The organism is Bacillus cereus group sp. BfR-BA-01441, from assembly GCF_022663075.1.
Lineage (GTDB): Bacteria > Bacillota > Bacilli > Bacillales > Bacillaceae_G > Bacillus_A > Bacillus_A cereus.
The window spans coordinates 21,957-41,417 of the sequence record NZ_JAKUEU010000019.1 but is presented as its reverse complement, the minus strand read 5'-3'; the positions used below and the strand labels follow the sequence as shown (position 1 = coordinate 41,417).

Here is a 19,461-nt window from a genome sequence, read left to right as displayed (position 1 = left end):
TCACTTCTCTTCCTTCGAGAAAAACATTCTTGAAATAACGATACCTATACTACCGACGATTAGGAATAACACTGCCCTAATCATCATCGATACCTCTGGTAAGTCAAGTAAGAATAACTTCCCTACCGTTACGACTAAAACGACTAAACCAGCATATAATATTTCATTCATATTTCTATTTCTTCCAAACCAAACCGCAAATAATGCATATACCATCCATAATAACGATACTGATACACTAATTACGCTTCCATCTGTAGATAAAACTTCACCGATTCTCGTAATTGTAATAAATACAATTATCATAAACCAATAGAGCACTATAGAATACATATATTTGCCGAAGCTCGCTAATACTTCTTTCGCTTCTCTCATGCAATAATAGAACGTTCCTATTAAAATAAGATGAGCAACAAAGCCTGCCGAAATAAATTGATCAAACGGGCTAAAAATAGTCTGTATCATTCCAATTGCGTAAACCGTCGCACTAACATACAATTTTATCTGTTGTTTTACTTTAATAGAAGTGACCATGCCGAGGAAACCTTGTAACAATAGTACAATCGCTGCATTCACTAAACTATACTCATATAAAATTGCTAAACTAAATGCTCCCATTGCGAAACCAAATAAGAGATTTGTAAATGTAGAATGTCTATTTTTCCTATATTCACATACGAACATAGCGGCATGCACGAGTGCACTAATAATTAATCCCCATGTTGTAAAATCAGGTATTTTTGAAATAGCTAGTATAAAGAACACTGCATTCGCACTAAATATCGCCAAACGTGGTTCTAGTATAAAACTTCTCTCCGTAAACATATGCCAAAATAATAGTAAATGAATCAAACCATATACAATCGTTAACTGTATTTGCAAGTTCTCTACTAACATTGACATAACAGCAAAGAAAACGAAAAGGACAATGGCAGCAACAGCGTAAGAAATCATATATAAGTATTTATAACGATTTTTCAACGCATACCATAATAAACTAAGTGTTAATACTGTCTCATATCCAAAGAAAATATAAGGATTAGGAGTCGTACTATTTAACAAGAATGGTACGAAGAACGCACCGACCGCTACGAAAATAGTAAGATATTCCGATTGATATCTTTTCGCTAAATAAATACCTAAAATAACCCATGCAATATTACAGAGAAACGCGACACTTGCCGGAATAAATCCATATAAATAATGTGCTGCAAACGTCGTTAGAACAATCCCGGTAATACTTCCTCCAGCTAATACTAATCCTAACGCTTGCCGCTCTCTTTTAATTTGAATATCTCCTATATAATACAACCCGATAGATAATGCGATACCAAACACAATTCGTATCGCTGGTGTTAATAAACCAGCATCTACCCCTGCTTTAAATAACCAGATCACTCCAAGCAACATAATACCGACAAATACACGCGGTAACCACGTCTGACAAAACTTAATAATATTAAATGGCTCTGGTTTAAAAGCCGATATATCTACTTGTTTTACCTCAGGTTCTTGCAAAGGCTCTTTTATCTTAACTATTTCTTCTTTTGGCTTTTCCTCCATTACCGTTTCAATATATTCTTTCTTGTTCTTACTAACATGTTGCTGAGCGTTTTCTACTTCTATTTCCCTTTGCTTTACTTTTAATTCAGCAAGTGCTTCTTGAATTGTTTCAATTGCCGTTTCGAGTGCTTCTATTTTCTTATCCAAATCCTTCTTCATACGCTCCCCCCTTATTCGTAACTCTCATTGAACCTATATATTACCAATTATCTTTATCATACTCTTAGTCTATTCATTTTCAATAGTATTTTTCCAAAAAAAGAAAGGTGTCTTCCCAAAATAGGAAAACACCTTTTTACTCATTTATTCTTATTTAGAAAAATGCTAATGATAAAACCAAGACACATGCCTACAATAGCTGGAACAATCCACCCAACACCTTCTGTATAAAACGGGATGTATTTTAATGCTGACGTCCACTGATTCATCATTACATTTTTATTTAAAATGTCAATTGCACTAAATATCGCTACAACCAAAACAGTTACTGCATATACGTATGTATACTTTCCAATATACTGATGGAATAACCCTAGAATAATAAGCGTTAACGCAATTGGATAAATAAATCCAAGAATTGGTACTGATACTTTTAAAATTTGCGTTAACCCTAAATTAGCTAAAATCATACTAACAACGCTTACTATAAATGCCCACAATTTATAAGATACTTTCGGAAATGCACTCGCAAAAAATTGACTACAAGACGTAACAAGTCCAATTGAAACACATAAACACGCGATAGTAAAAATAAGGCCTAATAAAACGACTCCGCCCTGTCCAAATAATGTAATCATAACTTGTGCTAACACTTTCGCACCGTTATCAAATGTTCCTAATGAGCCACTAATTGCCCCCACATATCCAAGGATGACATAAATAATAGATAATAATAGTCCTGCCCCAATTCCAGCAATACTCATATATTTCGCTAAACCTTTATCATCTTCAATACCCTTTGCACGTAATGCATTTGCAATAACAATTCCAAAGATTAAAGCAGCTAACGCATCCATTGTTAAATATCCATCTAAAAATCCTTGAAACATAGGAGCTTGGCCATAGTTCCCTATTGGTTCTTTCATATCTCCTACTGTTGTAAACATACTCTTTATAAAAATGAGTGCAATCATACATAATAATAACGGCGTCAATACTTTTCCAAACAACCCCATTAATTTAGATGGGGATAAACTTAACCAGTAAACAATACTAAAGAAAATAACTGTGTAAAACAATAATAATCCGTTTCCTGCTTCAGGGAATAACTGACCTGGCCCCATTTCAAAAGCTAAACTTCCCGCACGTGGTATACCAAGCCCAGGTCCAATAAATACATACACGATACATGGAAAAATAATTGCAAATGAAGAATGAACCCTACCCGCTAACGTTTGAAAACTTCCTGCTTTTGCAATGGAGATAACACCTAATATAGGAAGACCTGTTGCTGATATAATAAACCCTACTAATGAAATCCAAACATGTTCTCCTGCTTCATACCCAAGGAAAGGTGGAAATATAAGATTCCCTGCTCCAAAGAACATAGAGAATAACATAAGACTAATAAGTAAAATTTCTTTTTTCTGTAACAATTTCATTTCTTTCTCCTTCTTTAATTTCATCTTTTATGAAATCAATTTCACATATAAAAAAGTACAATAACCCGCTTCCTTACAAAGAAAACATAGTCCATAGTCTATCACAAAAGAAACACCCATTCTATAGCTATTCCTCTTTTCCAATTTCTTCTGAAAAATCAACCTTTATTGACTTATAATAGTTAATAAGGTAAAATATTAAATGTACAAAATTATTAACTTTGTTTTTGTTTGTGTCAGGAGGAAAATAACATGGAATCAGCGATACAACTAGAAAGAGAACAACAAAGAAAAAAGAAACATCCTCCAGGTTTATACTTACTCTTCTTTACAGAAATGTGGGAAAGATTTAGTTACTATGGATTACGAGGATTATTAACATTATATTTAACGACAGCTTTAGTAAGCGGTGGTCTTGGGTTTAGTCCCGCATGGGCACTCTCTATTTACGGATTTTATACTGGAGCCTGTTATTTCACACCAATGATTGGTGGATACTTAACAGACCGTTTTCTAGGTAGACGAAAAGCAATCACAATTGGTGGTATAACAATGGCAATCGGTAACCTTACACTATTTGCCTTGCAAAACCAATTAGGCCTATACCTCGGATTAGCGCTTATTATTATCGGTAACGGATTCTTCAAACCGAACATCTCTACACTGGTTGGAGAATTATACGAAGAGAACGATCCAAAACGTGATAGTGCATTTACCATTTTCTATATGGGTATTAACGTCGGTTCATTTTTAGCTCCACTCGTTTGCGGATTTTTATCAGAAAATTTATTCAAAACAACAGTTGATGGCGTTGTACATTACGGATTCCGTTACGGTTTCTTAGCCGCTTCAATCGGAATGATCATTGGACAAATTTTATTTACAACACTATCAAATCGCTTCCTTGGTAATATCGGTAAAAAACCAACTCGCGATTTACAAACAGCTGCTGGACAACCATCAGTAGGAGATACACCATTAACAAAAAAAGAAAAACAACGTACCGCTGTTATCGTCATTTTAACATGCTTCGTTGTCTTCTTCTGGGCTGGCTTTGAACAAGCTGGTAGCTCATTAACATTATATACAAACAAATTTGTAGACCGCTCTGTGTTCGGATGGGAAGTTCCAACATCTTGGTTCCAATCGGTCAATCCATTATTTATTATTTTGCTTGCTCCAGTCATTTCTGCATTATGGGCAAAACTTGCAACTCGCAAGCAGGGTGATTTAAAAATCCCAACTAAAATGGGACTTGGTATGATCTTGCTCGGTATCGGTTATATCATTCTCGTTATCGCTACATTAAAAACAGGTAGTGATGAACATAACATTACAGAAAAAGCAAACTTACTGTTTATCGTCTTTACGTATCTTTTCCATACGTTAGGTGAGCTATTCTTATCACCTGTCGGACTATCAATGGTTAGTGCGCTTGCTCCGGTAAAATTAGCATCTTTACTAATGGGTGTATGGCTAGCAAGTTCAGGTATCGCCAACATTTTAGGCGGACAACTTGCAAGCTTCACAACTTCACTTGGATACGCTGAAGTATTCACAGTTATTGGCGCTGTGGCAATTGTACTAGGTTGTGTTTTATTATTAATTTCTAAGAAATTAGTGAAATGGATGGATTAAAAAAGATGAGGAATTTCTCCTCATCTTTTTTTATGCTGTTTTCCCTTGTTCTATTGCTTGTTCGTACAGCTCTTTATGTTCTTTATATTCACTTGGTACGAAACTCTTATAGAAGAATGAGAACCAGCTGTCTCCCTTTTTATACCCTTCTTCTCGAATTTCCGCTGCTTTTTTATTCGATTTAAATCCTTCAGTAAACCATTTCTTTAACAATTCATTTCTTTCATACTTAGCAGGAACTTTTAAATCATAGTTTTCAAATGCATACTTATAGCCAGCTTTTTCTACTGCCTTTTTTGTAGATTTATAGCCTTTTTCATACGCTGTTTCATATGCCTTCACGTATACTTCTTTCTCTCTATTTCCAGGATTCTTTTCAGCTAGTTCTTTCCCTGTCTTTTCCCCTAACTCAGCTTGCTCTTTTTCAATTTTTTCTGTTCTTTCTTTATTCCCTACTTTGAATCCGTCTGCAAAGTTTACCTTAAACTCTGAAGCAACTTGACTATCGTCCATCGTCTCTTGTGCTAAACCTTGTTCTTTTCCTTTTTCAAAATGCGTTTTCTTCTGCTCTTCTAAAGACCATACGGCTGCATAAGTCGCTTTAAACGCTTGTTTATATGCATCAGATTTTCCAGCTACATGCACTTCCGCATCATTTTTTCCTGCTTTAAAATCAGTTTCTCCATTCTTTTGCCCTTCAAGTTGACCTTTTTCCATATCAGCTTGGCGCTGCGCTTCCTCTTGCTTACGTGCCTCTTCAGCTTTACGCTGTGCTTCTGCATTACGTTGTTTTTCCGCCTCAGCGTTGCGTTGCGCTTCTGCAGCACGTTGTTTTTCCGCCTCGGTATTGCGCTGTGCTTCTGCTTGTCTCTCAGCTTCTACAGCACTATTATTATTCTGGCTAGGAGCTGGGCTCGTTGCGCCACTACTAGAAGCTGGTTTATTGTGATAATGATATTCCCCGTACTGTAATCCCCATTTCTCACAATTTGTACGACACGTATGTCCGCCATTAACATCTGTACGCCCTGGATGTGCATAAGCTGAAATTGGAGCTACCAATAACGCTATACTCGTTGTTAAAAGAAGTTTCTTCACCTGTTGTCTCACTCTTGTTCCTCCCAAAATATAGAATCCTAATTTTATTATACATAAATAGAATAATATTTGAATACAAACCAAAATATTCTATTATTTCTCAACATTAGTAAAAAAGAAGGTGAACTCTTTAAAGAGTTCACCTTCTTTTTTACTTCTTCGCCTTCGTTCCTACTAAATCACCAGCAACAACATAACGCTTAGAATTATCCTTTACAGATACACATGTAATAAGCGTTATCTCATCTTTCCCATGATCCTCTACAACTTCCCACTTATCAGGAGTCACTTCAGATACACCAGTAACCGCATACTCATATTCATTTTCATTGTCATACAAATAAATTTTATCGCCTTTTTTCAAAGAAGCTATATCACTAAATAAAACACCTTTTTTAGACATGTTATGTCCTGCTAATGCGTAATTTCCTTTTCCCATAACTTGATTCTCTTTTACTGTCGCTGCACCTGATAATAAGTTTTTTTCAGTAGAAGCTTTTAAAACAGGCAGTTCTACTGAAACACTTGGAATCGAAATACGACCAATTACTTGTTTCTTATCTAATGATGCATTCGCTACTTCCGCCAAGTCTGGTTGATTAATTTTGGAAGCATCTACAAATTCCGTCTCATGCTTTTCATAATCCATCTTTTGAACAGCCTGCACATTTTCAGTCTGTTTCTTTTCAGCCTGATATCCATCATAAAATGGCTTTCCAATTAATACGCCACCTACAACAAATAGCAGAATTGCTACTATACTATAAATTCTTTGCTTATTCATACACAGTTCCTTTCCCTTACAAAATCTTACTCTATATAAAATGATAAAATAATATTGCTATATGTACAAGTATTAGCTTAAAAAGAAACCTTCTTGCCAGTGCAAGAAGGTTTCTTTTTAAGCTAATTTATTTCTGTATAGTGATACGTGAAATACTGTCATTTGAATAAAGAAAATAGAAAATAGAATATATAATGGGTATCCAGGAAGATATTCATTAATAATAGGCGAAAAAGTTAAAAATCCAACTGCACAAGGTAACACAAACCATAACGATACAAATGTTGTTCGACAAGCTTTATCCGTAATCGCTTTTTCACGTTCATCTTCTAGCGGAAATAATAATGGATACATCCAAAAAGATAAATTCTTATATTTTTTCTTTTGAATTCTATAAAAAATTGTAACTATAATTGCTCCAATAAATAATAAAATGAATGGTACTCCATTAAACCATACTTCAAATGGGAATTTCTCGTTTTTAATTATATCGGCTAACTCTGTAATGACACTATAAAATTCAACAAATGTCCAGCATACTAAAGCAGTATAAAGCACGTTTATGATATAAGAAAAAACAATTCTATTCATCCTCTTCCTCCTCCTTATTTAAAACAAACACGTCTTCCATCTTTAACTGGAACACATCACAAATCGTAAGTGCTAATAACAAAGAAGGAACGTAATCCCCTTTTTCAATTGCAGCAATTGTTTGTCTCGTTACTCCAACCTTTTCTGCTAATACACTTTGCGTAAAGTTAAAACGAGCTCTTAATTCTTTTACTCTGTTTAAAATGGTCAAATTTACCACCTCTCACCATTATTGTATGCTATCCTTAACAAAATGTAAACTTAACTTAACATTATTATTATAAAAAAATCCAACTCTACGTATTGTAAAGTTGGATTACTTGTTAGTTTAAAATTTTAACTTTAACTGTTCTTCTACCCCAGTCATTAGCTTGAGCTGAATTTGGCATTAATAGATCAATGATATGCCCTTTTATTGCACTACCAGTATCTCCAGCAATTGCTGTTCCATATCCTTCTACATATACAGTAGAACCTAATGGGATAACAGATGGATCTACAGCAATTAATTTCATGTTTGGATTTGCAGTTAAATTATGTCCTAACTTAGATTTTACAGTTTCACCCGGTTTATAGCCGTTTTCAGATGGGTCAGCTGTATAAGCGGTTGCTGTTACGTAAAATTCTTTTCCACCTTGAGTTGGTTTCGTATCAGGCTTAGACTCTGTTTCTGTATTTTTTGCTACAGGTTCAGCTGGTTTACTAGCTTTTTCCTGCTTTTGCTTTTCAGCAATTTCTGCTTGTGCTTTCGCTAAAGCTTCTTGCTCTGCTTTTGCAGCCGCTTCTGCTTTTGCACGCTCTTCCGCTGCGATTCTTGCTGCTTCTTGCTCACGAGCAATCGTTTCTTGTACTGTCTTCATATTTGATTCAATTTTAGCTTTCTCTTCCGCTGCTAAATTAAGTTGACTTGCAACTTCATTATATTTAGCTTGAACTGTTTGTAAGTTATCTTGACGTTTTTTCAAGTTATCTTGCAGTTCAGCTTGCGCTTTTGCTAATTTTTGTTTGTCTACTACTAAAGATGCTTCTTTTTCGTCAATTGTTTTCTTATCTTCTTCAATTTGACGAAGATCTTGTTCTTGTAGACGTAAAATTTCTTTATCAGCTTCTAGAATAGTAGAAACTGCGTTCATACGTTGTAAGAAGTCTGCAAAGTTTTTTGACTCTACTACAACTTCTACTACTAAACTTGTATTTGAACTGTTTTGAACAGAAACCATACGTTTTCTCATAATATCTTTACGAGCAAGGACTTTATCCTCCAAAACGACAATTTCTTGCTTTTTTTGCTCAATCTGCTTATGTGTTTCATCAATTTTACGTTGAATAGCAGCTTGATCCTCTTTATTTTTTGCAATTGTATTATTTAAATTATGTAGTTCGTTTTCGATACCTTTAATTTCTTTACTAACAGCTTGCTTCTCTTGCTCTTTCTTTTGCATTTCTGCATCGTTTTGTTGCAATTGCTGTTGCATGTTGTTAAGTTTCTCGTCGTTTGACTCTGCTTTAACAGCGACTGTACTAGAAAGACCGATAATTCCTGCTAATACTAGACAGCTGATTCGCTTAAAATAGTTCATAATCCGACTCCCTTCTTATACAGTTATACATGATTTATTTTACAGTTTGTTTACAAAACGATTAAATACAGTTTATTTTTCGTGACGAAAAAAAGAGAATTATGAATAAAATGTAATAGATTCTTAAATATTTAACAATTCCTATATTTAAAAAATACAAAAGATGCTAAAATCCAAATATAGAGAAAATATAACTTTCGAAGGCGGTTGAAATAAATACATGTTTACTCAAAAAAAATCACTCCAACATACAATTGCTCAATTAGAAGAGCGTATACAAGAATTAGAATTAGAATTAAAACAAAAAGATATTGAAAAGCAAGAGACTATTTCTACTATCCACGATCGTGTACAAAGCGTTGTCCAAGAGCATCAACTTGTAAATAACCAACACAATACACTTCAAAGCTTAGTTCAACAATTAAGTTCATGTTTCGAAAATGTTTCAACACGTACGACACATTCCAATGAGTTAAATAATGAAATGTTACAAAAGGAACAAAGCTTAATTCAGTCTATTGCAGAAATTATTGACTGCTCTAATGAAGGAAAAGAATCCGTTCACCGCTTACTTATTGTAATTAATAAATTAGGTGAACAATCTCAACGCACGTCTAATAGTATGAATCATCTAAGCGAACGCTCAAAGGAAATCGAGCAAATTGTAGAAGTCATTCAAAACATTGCAGCACAAACAAATTTACTTGCTTTAAATGCGAGTATTGAAGCCGCGCGTGCTGGAGAGCATGGTAAGGGATTCGCTGTCGTTGCCAATGAAGTAAGAAAACTAGCGGAAAGTACAGCAGAAAGTACAAAAAACATCGGCAACTTAACGAAAAAAATTCAAGAAGAAATTGAAAAAGCATATGATAACACAAAAGATAATTTACATTTAGTTGATGAAGGTGTAGAAATGAGCGCCGATACAAATGCTAGAATTGAAAATATTTTAGTTATGATTCAAACGTTACAAAATGGTGCTACAAATGTTATTAAGGCTATCGAAAACCAAAAGTCTTGTAATGATGACATATTACGAGAATTCGCTAACACGCAACAAATGTTCCAAAAATTAAATACTACTATTATGAATCATATTCATGATGCTGAAAAAGTCGATGTTCAATTGTCTAAAAGTCTTCAAGAAACAGTAACTTCTTAATTAAAAATAAAAATCCCTTATACTGCTATAAGGGATTTTTATTTTATTTCGAATATTTATTTCTTTTCAATATTCATCCATATCTTTGTTATAATGGAAAAGTTGTTTCTTTCAACTAATAAACAAGGAGGTTATTATGGAACAATTTTACTACGTTTTAAAATATTTAATTCTCGGTCTGTTCCAAGGACTAACAGAACCAATTCCGATTTCTTCAAGTGGTCATCTCGTTTTAGCACAACATTTGCTAGGACTAAAAATAGAAGGGTTTAGCTTCGAACTACTTGTTAATTCAGCTTCATTATTAGCTGTATTACTTATTTATAGAAATGATTTAATTCGTCTAACGAAGAATGGTCTCTCTTATATATTTACAAGAGCAGAAGACGCAAAATCAGATTTCTTCTTTATTATTTATCTTGTTATTGCAACCATTCCAGCAGGTGTTATTGGTGTTTTATTTAAAGATTACATCGATCAGTACTTAAAAGGTGTGAAGATGGTTGGGATTTCCCTTCTTATTACTGCTGTCGGCCTTTGGATTATTAGAAATTTACGCGGTCGTAAAAATGATGGCGACCTTTCTATGAAAGATGCAATCATCGTCGGATTAGCACAAGCTTGCGCACTGATTCCCGGAATAAGCCGATCTGGTGCCACAATCGTAGCAGCAATGTTACTTGGTATGAAGCAAGAAACAGCACTTCGCTTCTCATTCTTACTATACATTCCTGTTAGCTTAGGTGGCTTATTGTTAAGCATTACAGACATTGCAAATGATCCAAATCTAGACACATTATTCGTACCATATGTCGTTGCATTCATCGCAACATTTATCATGACGTATATTTCACTAAAATGGTTTATGAACATTATGGCAAAAGGAAATTTAAAATATTTCTCTTTCTATTGTATTATCGTAGGTGTACTTACTCTTATTTTCTTATAAAGTAAAACTTACAAATTGAAAGCGAGTCATCTAGTGTAATAGAATGACTCGCTTTTTTATACCTCTATTAAGTTAAAATCTATTATTTACTTAGAATTTTCTGAATAGTATAATATTGTTTAAGTTTACTATTACAGTAATTCTATCTTTCCTACTATTATCGTAAAAGAGGTGTTTATATGTTTATAGTTACTAAACTCATTCACATTAAGTACGAATATGAAAATGAGCTACTTTATGGGCTTAAACAATATTATCCTTCCCCTGGAACGAACGGTTGTATTAACATAGAGTTTTCACATGTTCATCGTACAAATGATAAGGCAGAATATATGATTCGTCTGTTATGGAAAACACAACAAGATTACCATACATGGCTTTCTCAAAGAGAAGGCCATGTAACTTTGAAGCACAAAATACAAGGCTATATACTTTCTTCCAAATCAAATGCTACCTATGTGCATTAACCCTTCTCTTTTTATTCCTTACGAGGGGCAAAATGATAAAGTGAAACTTTAATCAGCCCTCATCAATCGGGCTGTTCACAAATAACAAGATAAGGACCCTCTTACTTTTCATACTGTAAGAGGGCTTCTCTTATGCATACACTTTCTTCTCTTGACAATACAAACGAATAACATGTTTATTTTGTTGAAATACATCATGCGTCAGACGAATAATAATAAAGTTTCTTTTTGTTTGATCATCATGAACAAAAATCTGTTCTCCCTCCTGAAAACGCCATGCACTTTCAAAAGTCGTAATATGATCCCCACTTACAGAAAAAAGTTCATATCGCATCTCTTGTACCCTCTCTCAACTTACATAATCATAATATCCTTATATTAAATTTATTATAACTTAATTCCTATAAAATTAGTAATTATTTCTATTTCGAAAGATTTTAACTTTGTATTTAAATATTTTTAGCGCTATAATGATAAACGAATTTTCATTGAAAGGAGTTTTACTTTGACTGCATATTTATTTCCAGTAAAAACAGCATTTATTTTATTCCCCTTTTTAGCAATGTTTCTTTTAATCCCTTTTTTAATATTTAATTATCGAAAATACGGTTATTTAAATAAATGGCGCTCATTTATTTTATACTCATTATTACTTTACTTATTAAATGCCTATTTTCTTGTTATTTTGCCGTTACCACAAACGTTTGATACTTGTAGCCTACAACCAGCTAATACACAACACATGCAACTCTCACCATTTTATTTCATACAAGAGATTAGTAGTCATACATCGGCAGTTTTAACGAAACCAGCTACTTATTTCTACTTATTAAAAGAGTCTGCGTTTTTACAAGTTGCATTTAATGTTCTATTAACTGTTCCATTCGGTATTTACTTACGTTATTATTTCCGACGTAGTTTCTTACAAACAATTTGCATTTCCTTTTTCCTTTCACTATTTTTCGAGCTAACACAAGTGACTGGATTATACGGTATATACAATTGTGCATACCGATTATTTGATATCGATGATTTGTTTTTAAATACATTAGGTGGCGTAATTGGTTTTATCATTGCACCAATATTTACGTACTTCCTTCCGAAGACAAACGAGTTAGATAGTCATATTGATTTGGAAACGAAACCAGTCGGATTCATTCGTCGCCTTATCGCGATGCAAATTGATTGGATTTTCTTATCTATCGTCGTACCTGTCGTTAAAAACAAAGGAAATTCTTTCTTCGTTTCTAATATGCAATCTTACACGAATATGTATGAACTCATTTTCATTACGTGTTCAATCCTTATTTATTTTATTCTTATTCCATACTTTACAAATGGAAAAACAATTGGGAAAGCATTGCTTCGCATTCATCTGAAAGGAAAATCAGATCGTATTACATTAAAAGAACTATTTATTCGCTACGGTATATTTTATTTTGCGTTAGGCGGAATCAATTATATTCTTTCTAGTAGCTCTATGTTAAATCATACAGAACCTTTAGTATTACTCGTTACATTGTTATTCCTATTTATCATTAACGGCCTATTCATTATTCATGTTTTACTGCATGTATTTAGCCGTGATAAACTACTATTTTATGAACATATTAGTCATACAAGAAATGCAATTACACTAAAAAAAGCTGACAAATAATTATTTGTCAGCTTTTTTATATACATAATGTGAAAATTTAATCAGTGGGGGTCTTACTGCCCGGCAAATAGCGGGATAAATAACTTTTCTGCATAAGGATTAAAAAACATTCCAAGTTCATCTAGAGACTTCCTCGCCTGTAAAAACGAATGAAACTCTGGATATATATCTTGTAATTGCTCATACGATAATGTATGCATTTTCCCCCAATGCGGACGCCCTTCATACTTCAGAAAAATTTTTTCCACTTCGCCAAAGTAAGCAGCATATTTCATACCTTTATACATATGAACAGCGATATACGCTGAATCTCTTCTATAGGCTGGACTAAGCCATATATCATCACCTTTCACATAGCGGCATTCGATCGGGAAGTGCACCTTATACTTTTTCTTTTCAATAAGATTTGAGATTTCTTCTACAACCGTCCTCATATACTTTGAAGGAATGCTATACTCCATTTCATAAAATGGTACCGTACGTGATGTAGCAAATACTTCATAGCTCGGGCCAATTATTTTTGTGTTTGGTACAGCTTTAGCTGATAATCGACTCACTCCTTTACTTATAGAAGGAAACCATTTACACCCTTTAGATAGTAAAGAGAACATCCTATTTTCAAGTAACTCCACCTTTAATTTATGCCATTTCAAATCACTGCCTGTATTCGTTGTTTCGTTCGTAAGTTTTACTTGTACTTCATCAGAATAAGGAAAAACGAAAAATTCAAAATGACGATGCTTCTTATATTCTTCTAGTTTGTTCATTACAGTGGATAATGACTGTTTTTCACTTTCATAAACGAGTGAATACGCTGGAATAACCTTTAATTTTATCTTTACAATGATACCTAACATTCCAAGTGACAACTGAAACGCTCTCCAATATTCTACGTTCTCAGTTTCCGAACAAACTATACTCTCACCATTAGATAAAACTGCCGTAATCTCTATAACTTGTGTTGATAAACTCCCAAAGGTAATACCCGTTCCATGAGTCCCCGTACTAATCGCTCCTGCAATAGATTGTGAATCAATATCCCCTAAATTTTCTTGCGCATAGCCTTTTTCCTCAAGTAACTTCCCTAAATCATATAACTTTGTTCCTGCCCATACTTCAGCAACCATCTTCTCTGCATCAATATTCACAATACCCTTCAATTCATCTAAAGAAACTAAAACTTCTTCCGTTTGCACAAGGGGGGTAAACGAGTGTCCTGAACCGACAACACGAATTTTCTTTCCCTTTTTTCGCGCAAGCCCCACAACTTCTACTACATCTTGTATACTTTCTGGATACATCGTATAATGCGGCGTTCCTTCTACATTCCCTGTCCAATTTCTCCACTTTTTCCCCTTTATAGAAAGCATTGGCCATCCCCCCGATATGTTGAATACTCCCCAACAATCTCTCCTTTTTTAACACGATACAAAAAAGGAAAGCGCTCACATAATTCACCAGCCTTACTATGACGAAACAAAATGGACTCTCCTATATCCACTCGTTCCTCGCCGTTATAAAAAATTGGCGTTTGTACCTCGCCAGCACCTTCTAAAGCTAATAGTTTTGCACCCTTCGGTCTCCAAACTTCAGGCTCTTTATCTTTTCCAACTGCTCCTGAAGCAATATATCCACCACCTAGGCAAGTGTAAATAAACTGGACTGGTTTACGCACAACTGGTAATGCAAATCCGACCGCTGGATAAAATTTCACCTCTTTATAATAATCAAACAGCTTCGGAGAATAAAAAGCAGAACCTACTGTAATCTCTGAAACTGAATTATCTTTCTCGGTTGTTTTTATACTTCCTGTTCCGCCTCCATTTACAAACCTTAGCTCAATACCAATATTTTGTATTGCTTTTACAATATGTTCTCTTCTTTCTTTCACTTCTAGCACTGATTTCTGCTTTAAATACGAAATTACTTTACTTTTCAACCATTGATTCGGTATATGATCTCCCACCCCAGCAATTTGAGCTTCATAACCCATTACACCATCTAACATTAAATATAATGACCTTCTCACCTTTTCTACTACTTTCAACGCATCCTGCACATTTTTTACTGGGGATCTTTGTACACCAAAATGAAATTGAAAGAAACGACTACTCATATCAATATCCAAACAAACACGAAAACATCCTTTAGATTTCTCAGCAATGTTTTCTAAATACACAATATGCTCTTCACAATCCACCATACAAGTTATAATGAAACCTTTCTTTGTTAGCAAACTAATTTCATACAGAGCTCTTTCATCGTAAGCAGGATATCCAAGCAATAAATCATTAAATCCTTGTTCTATTAAAAATAAAATCTCTCTAGGTGAAAAGCACATAACACCTTGAAATCGATCATTTGCAGCTAAAATCTTTTGCATAATTGGAACAGAGCGTAACGATTTACTCGCTATACGAATCTTCTTATTTCCACTTAACTCTATAATCGATTGAATATTTCTATCTAAAGCCATTTCATCCAAAAATGCACACGGTAATGGAACTTCTTTAAAAATTCCTCGATCCACATTTTTCTCTCCTCTTCTCAATATGTCTTATACATATTGGAAAGAAAGTGTGATTTTCCTGTTTGCAAATAAAAAAAGTTTCTTCTTTACGAAGAAACTTTTTGAAACTACTTCATAGAAATAGTCGCCTCTACTGGATAATGATCAGAGTAATCATTATACGTATATTTTTGGAACCATGATGTAACAGTCCATTGTGGAGATTTCGGCTGTAACACCTTATTCTCTATATATGATGGGTTCGCATGGTCTTTACTTGCAATAATATAATCTAAATACTCAGCAGGACTATCAGGGAAATTATATTTTGCAATACTGTTTGTCGTTGCGTCCCAAGTCGCTGTATGTCCAGTATAAGATGGTACAGAAGCGTTCAATGTTTTAAACATAGATGCATACTCTGAATCATTCTTGTTCTCTGCATTAATTTTATTTACGTTCATATCACCACCAATTAACACATACTCATTATTTGGTATATTTTTATTTTTAATAAAGTCTTGAATTTCTTTTAATTGGTTCGTACGTACAGATGCAGGTGAAGTTTTTCCGCACATACTATCTTCCGCTTGCAAATGCGTACCAATCACGTGAACGAAGCGATCATTTTTCTTAATTTTCGTGTATACAAATCCTTTATTAGATAAATTATCTGGCCCGCATCCTTTTGCAAATACATATTGAATCTTTTCAGCGATTGGCCATTTGCTCACAATCGCAACGCCACCATCTTCAGGAGTTGAAGATGAATAGTTTCCCAACGTTTTATCCCATTCACTTCCACTACTACGACCTAATACTGCTGTTTGATTTGGATATTCTTTCTTCAAATTCCCTAATAAACGATCTGAAGCGCTATTATCAAACACTTCATTTAATATAACTACATCTTGATTCTTTATATAATCTGCCGCCCCGATTAAATCAGCACGCTCAGTTTGTCCCCAGTTCGGATATAAGTTTGTTGATAGCATATATACATTATGCGTCATCACTTTTAATGTATCATTTTGATTTGTAGATACTTCTGCTTGAGCTGACGTTCCGCTATATAAAGCTCCTAAACCAACACCTAAGCTAAGTACACCTTTTAGCAATTTACCTTTCACGTTTCATACCTCCATGTATTGTATAGTGATAAAAAGGCCAAATACTCTATTCTGAGATTTGACCTTTTTTAAATACTTAACGATTTCCGTACGTATCAAACCAAAGCTGAATGTATCCAGCAGTAACACGTTGTGCATCCATTAAACGCTTACCTGTCATTGGTGTAACTTCAGCGCGCCATTTATCTGCATATTCTTGTGATACAGCAGCTCTCACGAACCAATCTTTCGTATTATCATTTACAATGCCAGCGTAATCTTGTTTCGCAACTACTGCTGCTCCATGAATCCAATCTTCTGGATTCGTACCTTTCCAGTTCCAATATCCATTTCCATCCGTTACTTTATAATTATCTTTTATCGTATCTACAAAGTTTTCATATTTAGAATGGAACCCTTGTGGATACGATAGATTCGTAAAGTTTGCCGCATGCATTGGTTGGTTTACATCCCCTAAATAATGAAGAGATAATCCTAAATAGAAGAACGCTTGTTTCATATCTTTATTTTTATAAGACTCACCAGCTAATTTAAAATATTTAGCTCCTGTTTCCTTTGCTTGCTTTGCATACGGAATATAAGTTTTCCCATTGTCAGGGTCATAGAAATGTGAAGCAAATGTGCTATTATCATAATAAGGATTTTCATAGTCAGCAGCATAAATACCGTTCTCTAACTCCGTACGCCATTCATTTAATAGTGCAACTCGATCTTGTTTTACAAGTGTTGTATTACGAGACATAATATCAATTGCACGGTTTACAATCCATAAATGAGAATTCACGCCTTCTTTATGTTTATCTTCAGCAGACCAGCGCGGAATAACTCCAAATCTCTGTGCCCCATCATTTTCATGAGCAAATGCAACACTTTGTAATGGAGCAACTAATGTAATAGCTGCTGCTAAAGCAAGTACTTTCTTTTTCATATAAAATCCTCCATTTTATAATTGAATTATTGTAAACATTTTGTTAGGATCCTATGATGTCGTCCGGTTAACCTATGACTAGAATATCCCACCTTTCACGAAATTTCTATCACTAAATTAAAATATGCAAATGTTCATATCATTATAACTTTATACACAGTGAATATAATGAATGAATACACTTTCATTTTAATAAACTATTATTAAGGCTTGTCTAAACTAATGTAAAAAAAAAGTAAAGCATCTGAATGCTTTACTCTTTTTTTCTATTCGATAATATACTTGGCAATTGTACATTAACTGCTAACTTATGAATAAATCCAAACACTAGTCCAATCCCAATAAATATGTATAAGATTGTAAATATCTTTCCGAAATCAGTTTGCGGACTAAAATTCCCATCACCGACAGTCGTCAACGTGACCACACTAAAATATAAAGCGTCAATAGGACGTAATCCTTCAACTGTACTATAAAAAATCGTACCCGATATTAAAGTCAAAATTGTTAATACAAATAATACTTGAAATTCTTTATCTTTCCACGCTCGTAAACAGGCTCTTAACATTCGCTTTAAAGTTAACAAAAATGAAAGCATTAGATTCTCCCTTCCAAACAAAAATACATTGAGTCAAAGGAAAGTCTATCACCTTTCAGTATAGAAAAAAAGTAGCCCTCTTCTATTTCTAGAAAAGGGCTACTTTATTCGATTCTATCTTATTTAGGTGAAACAAGAATTTTCACTTGTGTTTTATCTTTTACAAGTGCTTCAAATCCTTCTTCAACAACTTGATCGACTGTAATTTTTTTCGTAATTAATTTCTCTGCTTGAATTTGACCAGAGCTAATTAATTTAATAACGGCTGGGAAGATGTGACGGTATCCTAAAATACCAATAACTTCTTTTTCTTTTAATACTAAATTATTTGGAGTAATTGTTGCGTCTTTTTCCCATACACTAACAATTACAGTTTGTCCTTCGAAGCTTGTACTTTCAATCGCTTGACGTAGTACAACTTCAACACCTGTTACTTCAAAGCTAACATTTACCCCTAAACCATTTGTTAAGTTACGAATTTCAGCTAACACATCTTGAGTTGCTGGATTTAATACATAATCCGCACCTGCTAATTTCGCTAACTCTTGACGTTCTTTAGAAAGTTCAACTGCAATAACAGGAGTTGCTCCTGCTGCTTTAGCTGCTTGGATAACAAGAAGTCCAATTGGACCGCAACCAAATACCGCTACAGCTTCCCCTTCTTTTAATTTACTTTGACGTACTGCATGAACTGCTACTGCTGCTGGTTCTACAAGCGCACCTTGTTCATACGTCATTTCATCTGGAATGTGATGAACCATATCTTCTGGTACTACTGTATATTCAGAGAAACCGCCGCCTTCTCCGCCAAGACCGTGGAAAACAAGTTGTTCACAAACATTGTAATGTCCATGTTTACAAGCTTCACATTTACCACAAGAATAAATTGGCTCTACAACAACGCGGTCTCCCACTTTATGAGATGTAACTCCTTCACCAATCTCTATTACCTCACCACTAAACTCATGACCTAAAATAACAGGTGCTTTCACATGTGTTAATGGATGTTCTTCTGTTGGAATAAAAATAGGCCCTGCTAAATATTCATGCAAGTCTGTCCCACAAATACCACACCATTTAACTTTGATTTTCACTGTTCCTGGTTTTACTGTTGGTTCTGGTACTTCTTCTACTCGTACATCACGTTGATTATGCCAAAGTAGTGCTTTCATTTTATACATCCCTCTCTATGTATATACTTAACCT

At 34.2% G+C, this 19,461-nt stretch carries 19 protein-coding genes; 5 read left to right on the top strand and 14 right to left on the bottom strand.

Translation table 11 applies throughout. The features are described 5' to 3' along the window. On the bottom strand, positions 1 to 1,722 hold the full coding sequence (locus MR107_RS10750; protein ID WP_102956321.1) for a DUF2339 domain-containing protein: 1,722 nt from the start codon (positions 1,720 to 1,722) through the stop codon (positions 1 to 3). Positions 1,723 to 1,862: 140 nt separating this feature from the next. Beyond that, positions 1,863 to 3,164, bottom strand: coding sequence for a branched-chain amino acid transport system II carrier protein BrnQ1 (gene brnQ1 / locus MR107_RS10745; RefSeq protein WP_102956320.1), 1,302 nt, complete (start codon positions 3,162 to 3,164; stop codon positions 1,863 to 1,865). Positions 3,165 to 3,416: 252 nt separating this feature from the next. Between brnQ1 and MR107_RS10740 the strand changes: the two genes are divergently transcribed. After that, positions 3,417 to 4,802 (top strand): peptide MFS transporter, encoded by a 1,386-nt coding sequence (locus tag MR107_RS10740; protein WP_000443143.1) that lies wholly within the window; start codon positions 3,417 to 3,419, stop codon positions 4,800 to 4,802. Between the two features lie 30 nt (positions 4,803 to 4,832). Here MR107_RS10740 and MR107_RS10735 read toward each other — a convergent pair whose 3' ends face one another. From MR107_RS10735 to MR107_RS10715, 5 genes are all read right to left on the bottom strand, one after another. Further along, positions 4,833 to 5,912, bottom strand: a complete 1,080-nt coding sequence (locus tag MR107_RS10735; protein ID WP_242292357.1) for a YHYH domain-containing protein — start codon at positions 5,910 to 5,912, stop codon at positions 4,833 to 4,835. 139 nt (positions 5,913 to 6,051) lie between these two features. Continuing rightward, on the bottom strand, positions 6,052 to 6,684 hold the full coding sequence (locus MR107_RS10730) for a class A sortase (protein WP_001041724.1): 633 nt from the start codon (positions 6,682 to 6,684) through the stop codon (positions 6,052 to 6,054). Between the two features lie 117 nt (positions 6,685 to 6,801). Next, positions 6,802 to 7,275, bottom strand: a complete 474-nt coding sequence (locus tag MR107_RS10725) for a DUF2178 domain-containing protein (RefSeq protein WP_017673718.1) — start codon at positions 7,273 to 7,275, stop codon at positions 6,802 to 6,804. Continuing rightward, positions 7,268 to 7,495 carry a helix-turn-helix transcriptional regulator gene (locus MR107_RS10720; protein WP_011109823.1) on the bottom strand — a complete coding sequence of 76 codons (228 nt, stop codon included), beginning with the start codon at positions 7,493 to 7,495 and terminating at the stop codon, positions 7,268 to 7,270. The genes MR107_RS10725 and MR107_RS10720 overlap by 8 nt, the downstream gene beginning before the upstream one ends. Positions 7,496 to 7,598: 103 nt before the next feature. Continuing rightward, entirely contained in the window at positions 7,599 to 8,855 is a 1,257-nt protein-coding gene (locus MR107_RS10715; RefSeq protein ID WP_001105783.1) for a 3D domain-containing protein, read from the bottom strand. Between the two features lie 220 nt (positions 8,856 to 9,075). On the opposite strand from MR107_RS10715, the gene MR107_RS10710 reads away from it, so the two are divergent. The 3 genes from MR107_RS10710 to MR107_RS10700 all read left to right on the top strand — a co-directional run bounded on the left by MR107_RS10710 (position 9,076) and on the right by MR107_RS10700 (position 11,433). After that, positions 9,076 to 10,017 carry a methyl-accepting chemotaxis protein gene (locus tag MR107_RS10710; RefSeq protein WP_000495037.1) on the top strand — a complete coding sequence of 314 codons (942 nt, stop codon included), beginning with the start codon at positions 9,076 to 9,078 and terminating at the stop codon, positions 10,015 to 10,017. Positions 10,018 to 10,153: 136 nt separating this feature from the next. Beyond that, positions 10,154 to 10,966: an undecaprenyl-diphosphate phosphatase gene (locus tag MR107_RS10705; protein WP_000434794.1), complete on the top strand. Its 813-nt coding sequence runs from the start codon at positions 10,154 to 10,156 to the stop codon at positions 10,964 to 10,966. A gap of 179 nt (positions 10,967 to 11,145) precedes the next feature. Then, positions 11,146 to 11,433, top strand: a complete 288-nt coding sequence (locus tag MR107_RS10700) for a hypothetical protein (RefSeq protein WP_000471238.1) — start codon at positions 11,146 to 11,148, stop codon at positions 11,431 to 11,433. 130 nt (positions 11,434 to 11,563) lie between these two features. On the opposite strand, the gene MR107_RS10695 is transcribed toward MR107_RS10700, so the two are convergent. After that, positions 11,564 to 11,767 (bottom strand): hypothetical protein, encoded by a 204-nt coding sequence (locus tag MR107_RS10695; protein ID WP_001268332.1) that lies wholly within the window; start codon positions 11,765 to 11,767, stop codon positions 11,564 to 11,566. 171 nt (positions 11,768 to 11,938) lie between these two features. Between MR107_RS10695 and MR107_RS10690 the strand changes: the two genes are divergently transcribed. Then, positions 11,939 to 13,090 carry a VanZ family protein gene (locus MR107_RS10690; protein ID WP_000128025.1) on the top strand — a complete coding sequence of 384 codons (1,152 nt, stop codon included), beginning with the start codon at positions 11,939 to 11,941 and terminating at the stop codon, positions 13,088 to 13,090. 53 nt (positions 13,091 to 13,143) lie between these two features. On the opposite strand, the gene MR107_RS10685 is transcribed toward MR107_RS10690, so the two are convergent. From MR107_RS10685 to bdhA, 6 genes are all read right to left on the bottom strand, one after another. Continuing rightward, positions 13,144 to 14,460: a D-arabinono-1,4-lactone oxidase gene (locus MR107_RS10685; protein ID WP_242292356.1), complete on the bottom strand. Its 1,317-nt coding sequence runs from the start codon at positions 14,458 to 14,460 to the stop codon at positions 13,144 to 13,146. Beyond that, positions 14,448 to 15,620, bottom strand: a complete 1,173-nt coding sequence (locus tag MR107_RS10680) for an amino acid deaminase/aldolase (protein WP_242292355.1) — start codon at positions 15,618 to 15,620, stop codon at positions 14,448 to 14,450. Before MR107_RS10680 ends, MR107_RS10685 begins: the two co-directional genes overlap by 13 nt. Positions 15,621 to 15,727: 107 nt before the next feature. Continuing rightward, positions 15,728 to 16,729, bottom strand: a complete 1,002-nt coding sequence (sph, locus tag MR107_RS10675; protein WP_242292354.1) for a sphingomyelinase C — start codon at positions 16,727 to 16,729, stop codon at positions 15,728 to 15,730. A gap of 76 nt (positions 16,730 to 16,805) precedes the next feature. After that, positions 16,806 to 17,657: a phospholipase CerA gene (cerA, locus tag MR107_RS10670; RefSeq protein WP_000730995.1), complete on the bottom strand. Its 852-nt coding sequence runs from the start codon at positions 17,655 to 17,657 to the stop codon at positions 16,806 to 16,808. 253 nt (positions 17,658 to 17,910) lie between these two features. Further along, complete coding sequence (locus MR107_RS10665) at positions 17,911 to 18,255, bottom strand: potassium channel family protein (RefSeq protein WP_000948210.1); 345 nt, start codon at positions 18,253 to 18,255, stop codon at positions 17,911 to 17,913. A 119-nt stretch (positions 18,256 to 18,374) separates the two neighbouring features. Next, positions 18,375 to 19,427 (bottom strand): (R,R)-butanediol dehydrogenase, encoded by a 1,053-nt coding sequence (gene bdhA / locus MR107_RS10660; RefSeq protein ID WP_000645827.1) that lies wholly within the window; start codon positions 19,425 to 19,427, stop codon positions 18,375 to 18,377. Positions 19,428 to 19,461: the final 34 nt, after the last annotated feature.

Excerpts from the sequence above, each read along its gene's own strand:
- MR107_RS10710 (WP_000495037.1), top strand. The coding sequence starts at position 9,076 with ATGTTTACTCAAAAAAAATCACTCCAACATACAATTGCTCAATTAGAA.
- MR107_RS10705 (WP_000434794.1), top strand. The coding sequence starts at position 10,154 with ATGGAACAATTTTACTACGTTTTAAAATATTTAATTCTCGGTCTGTTC.
- MR107_RS10665 (WP_000948210.1), bottom strand. The coding sequence starts at position 18,255 with ATGCTTTCATTTTTGTTAACTTTAAAGCGAATGTTAAGAGCCTGTTTA.
- MR107_RS10725 (WP_017673718.1), bottom strand. The coding sequence starts at position 7,275 with ATGAATAGAATTGTTTTTTCTTATATCATAAACGTGCTTTATACTGCT.
- MR107_RS10700 (WP_000471238.1), top strand. The coding sequence starts at position 11,146 with ATGTTTATAGTTACTAAACTCATTCACATTAAGTACGAATATGAAAAT.
- bdhA (WP_000645827.1), bottom strand. The coding sequence starts at position 19,427 with ATGAAAGCACTACTTTGGCATAATCAACGTGATGTACGAGTAGAAGAA.
- brnQ1 (WP_102956320.1), bottom strand. The coding sequence starts at position 3,164 with ATGAAATTGTTACAGAAAAAAGAAATTTTACTTATTAGTCTTATGTTA.
- MR107_RS10685 (WP_242292356.1), bottom strand. The coding sequence starts at position 14,460 with ATGCTTTCTATAAAGGGGAAAAAGTGGAGAAATTGGACAGGGAATGTA.
- MR107_RS10715 (WP_001105783.1), bottom strand. The coding sequence starts at position 8,855 with ATGAACTATTTTAAGCGAATCAGCTGTCTAGTATTAGCAGGAATTATC.
- MR107_RS10750 (WP_102956321.1), bottom strand. The coding sequence starts at position 1,722 with ATGAAGAAGGATTTGGATAAGAAAATAGAAGCACTCGAAACGGCAATT.
- MR107_RS10730 (WP_001041724.1), bottom strand. The coding sequence starts at position 6,684 with ATGAATAAGCAAAGAATTTATAGTATAGTAGCAATTCTGCTATTTGTT.
- cerA (WP_000730995.1), bottom strand. The coding sequence starts at position 17,657 with ATGAAAAAGAAAGTACTTGCTTTAGCAGCAGCTATTACATTAGTTGCT.
- MR107_RS10740 (WP_000443143.1), top strand. The coding sequence starts at position 3,417 with ATGGAATCAGCGATACAACTAGAAAGAGAACAACAAAGAAAAAAGAAA.
- MR107_RS10695 (WP_001268332.1), bottom strand. The coding sequence starts at position 11,767 with ATGCGATATGAACTTTTTTCTGTAAGTGGGGATCATATTACGACTTTT.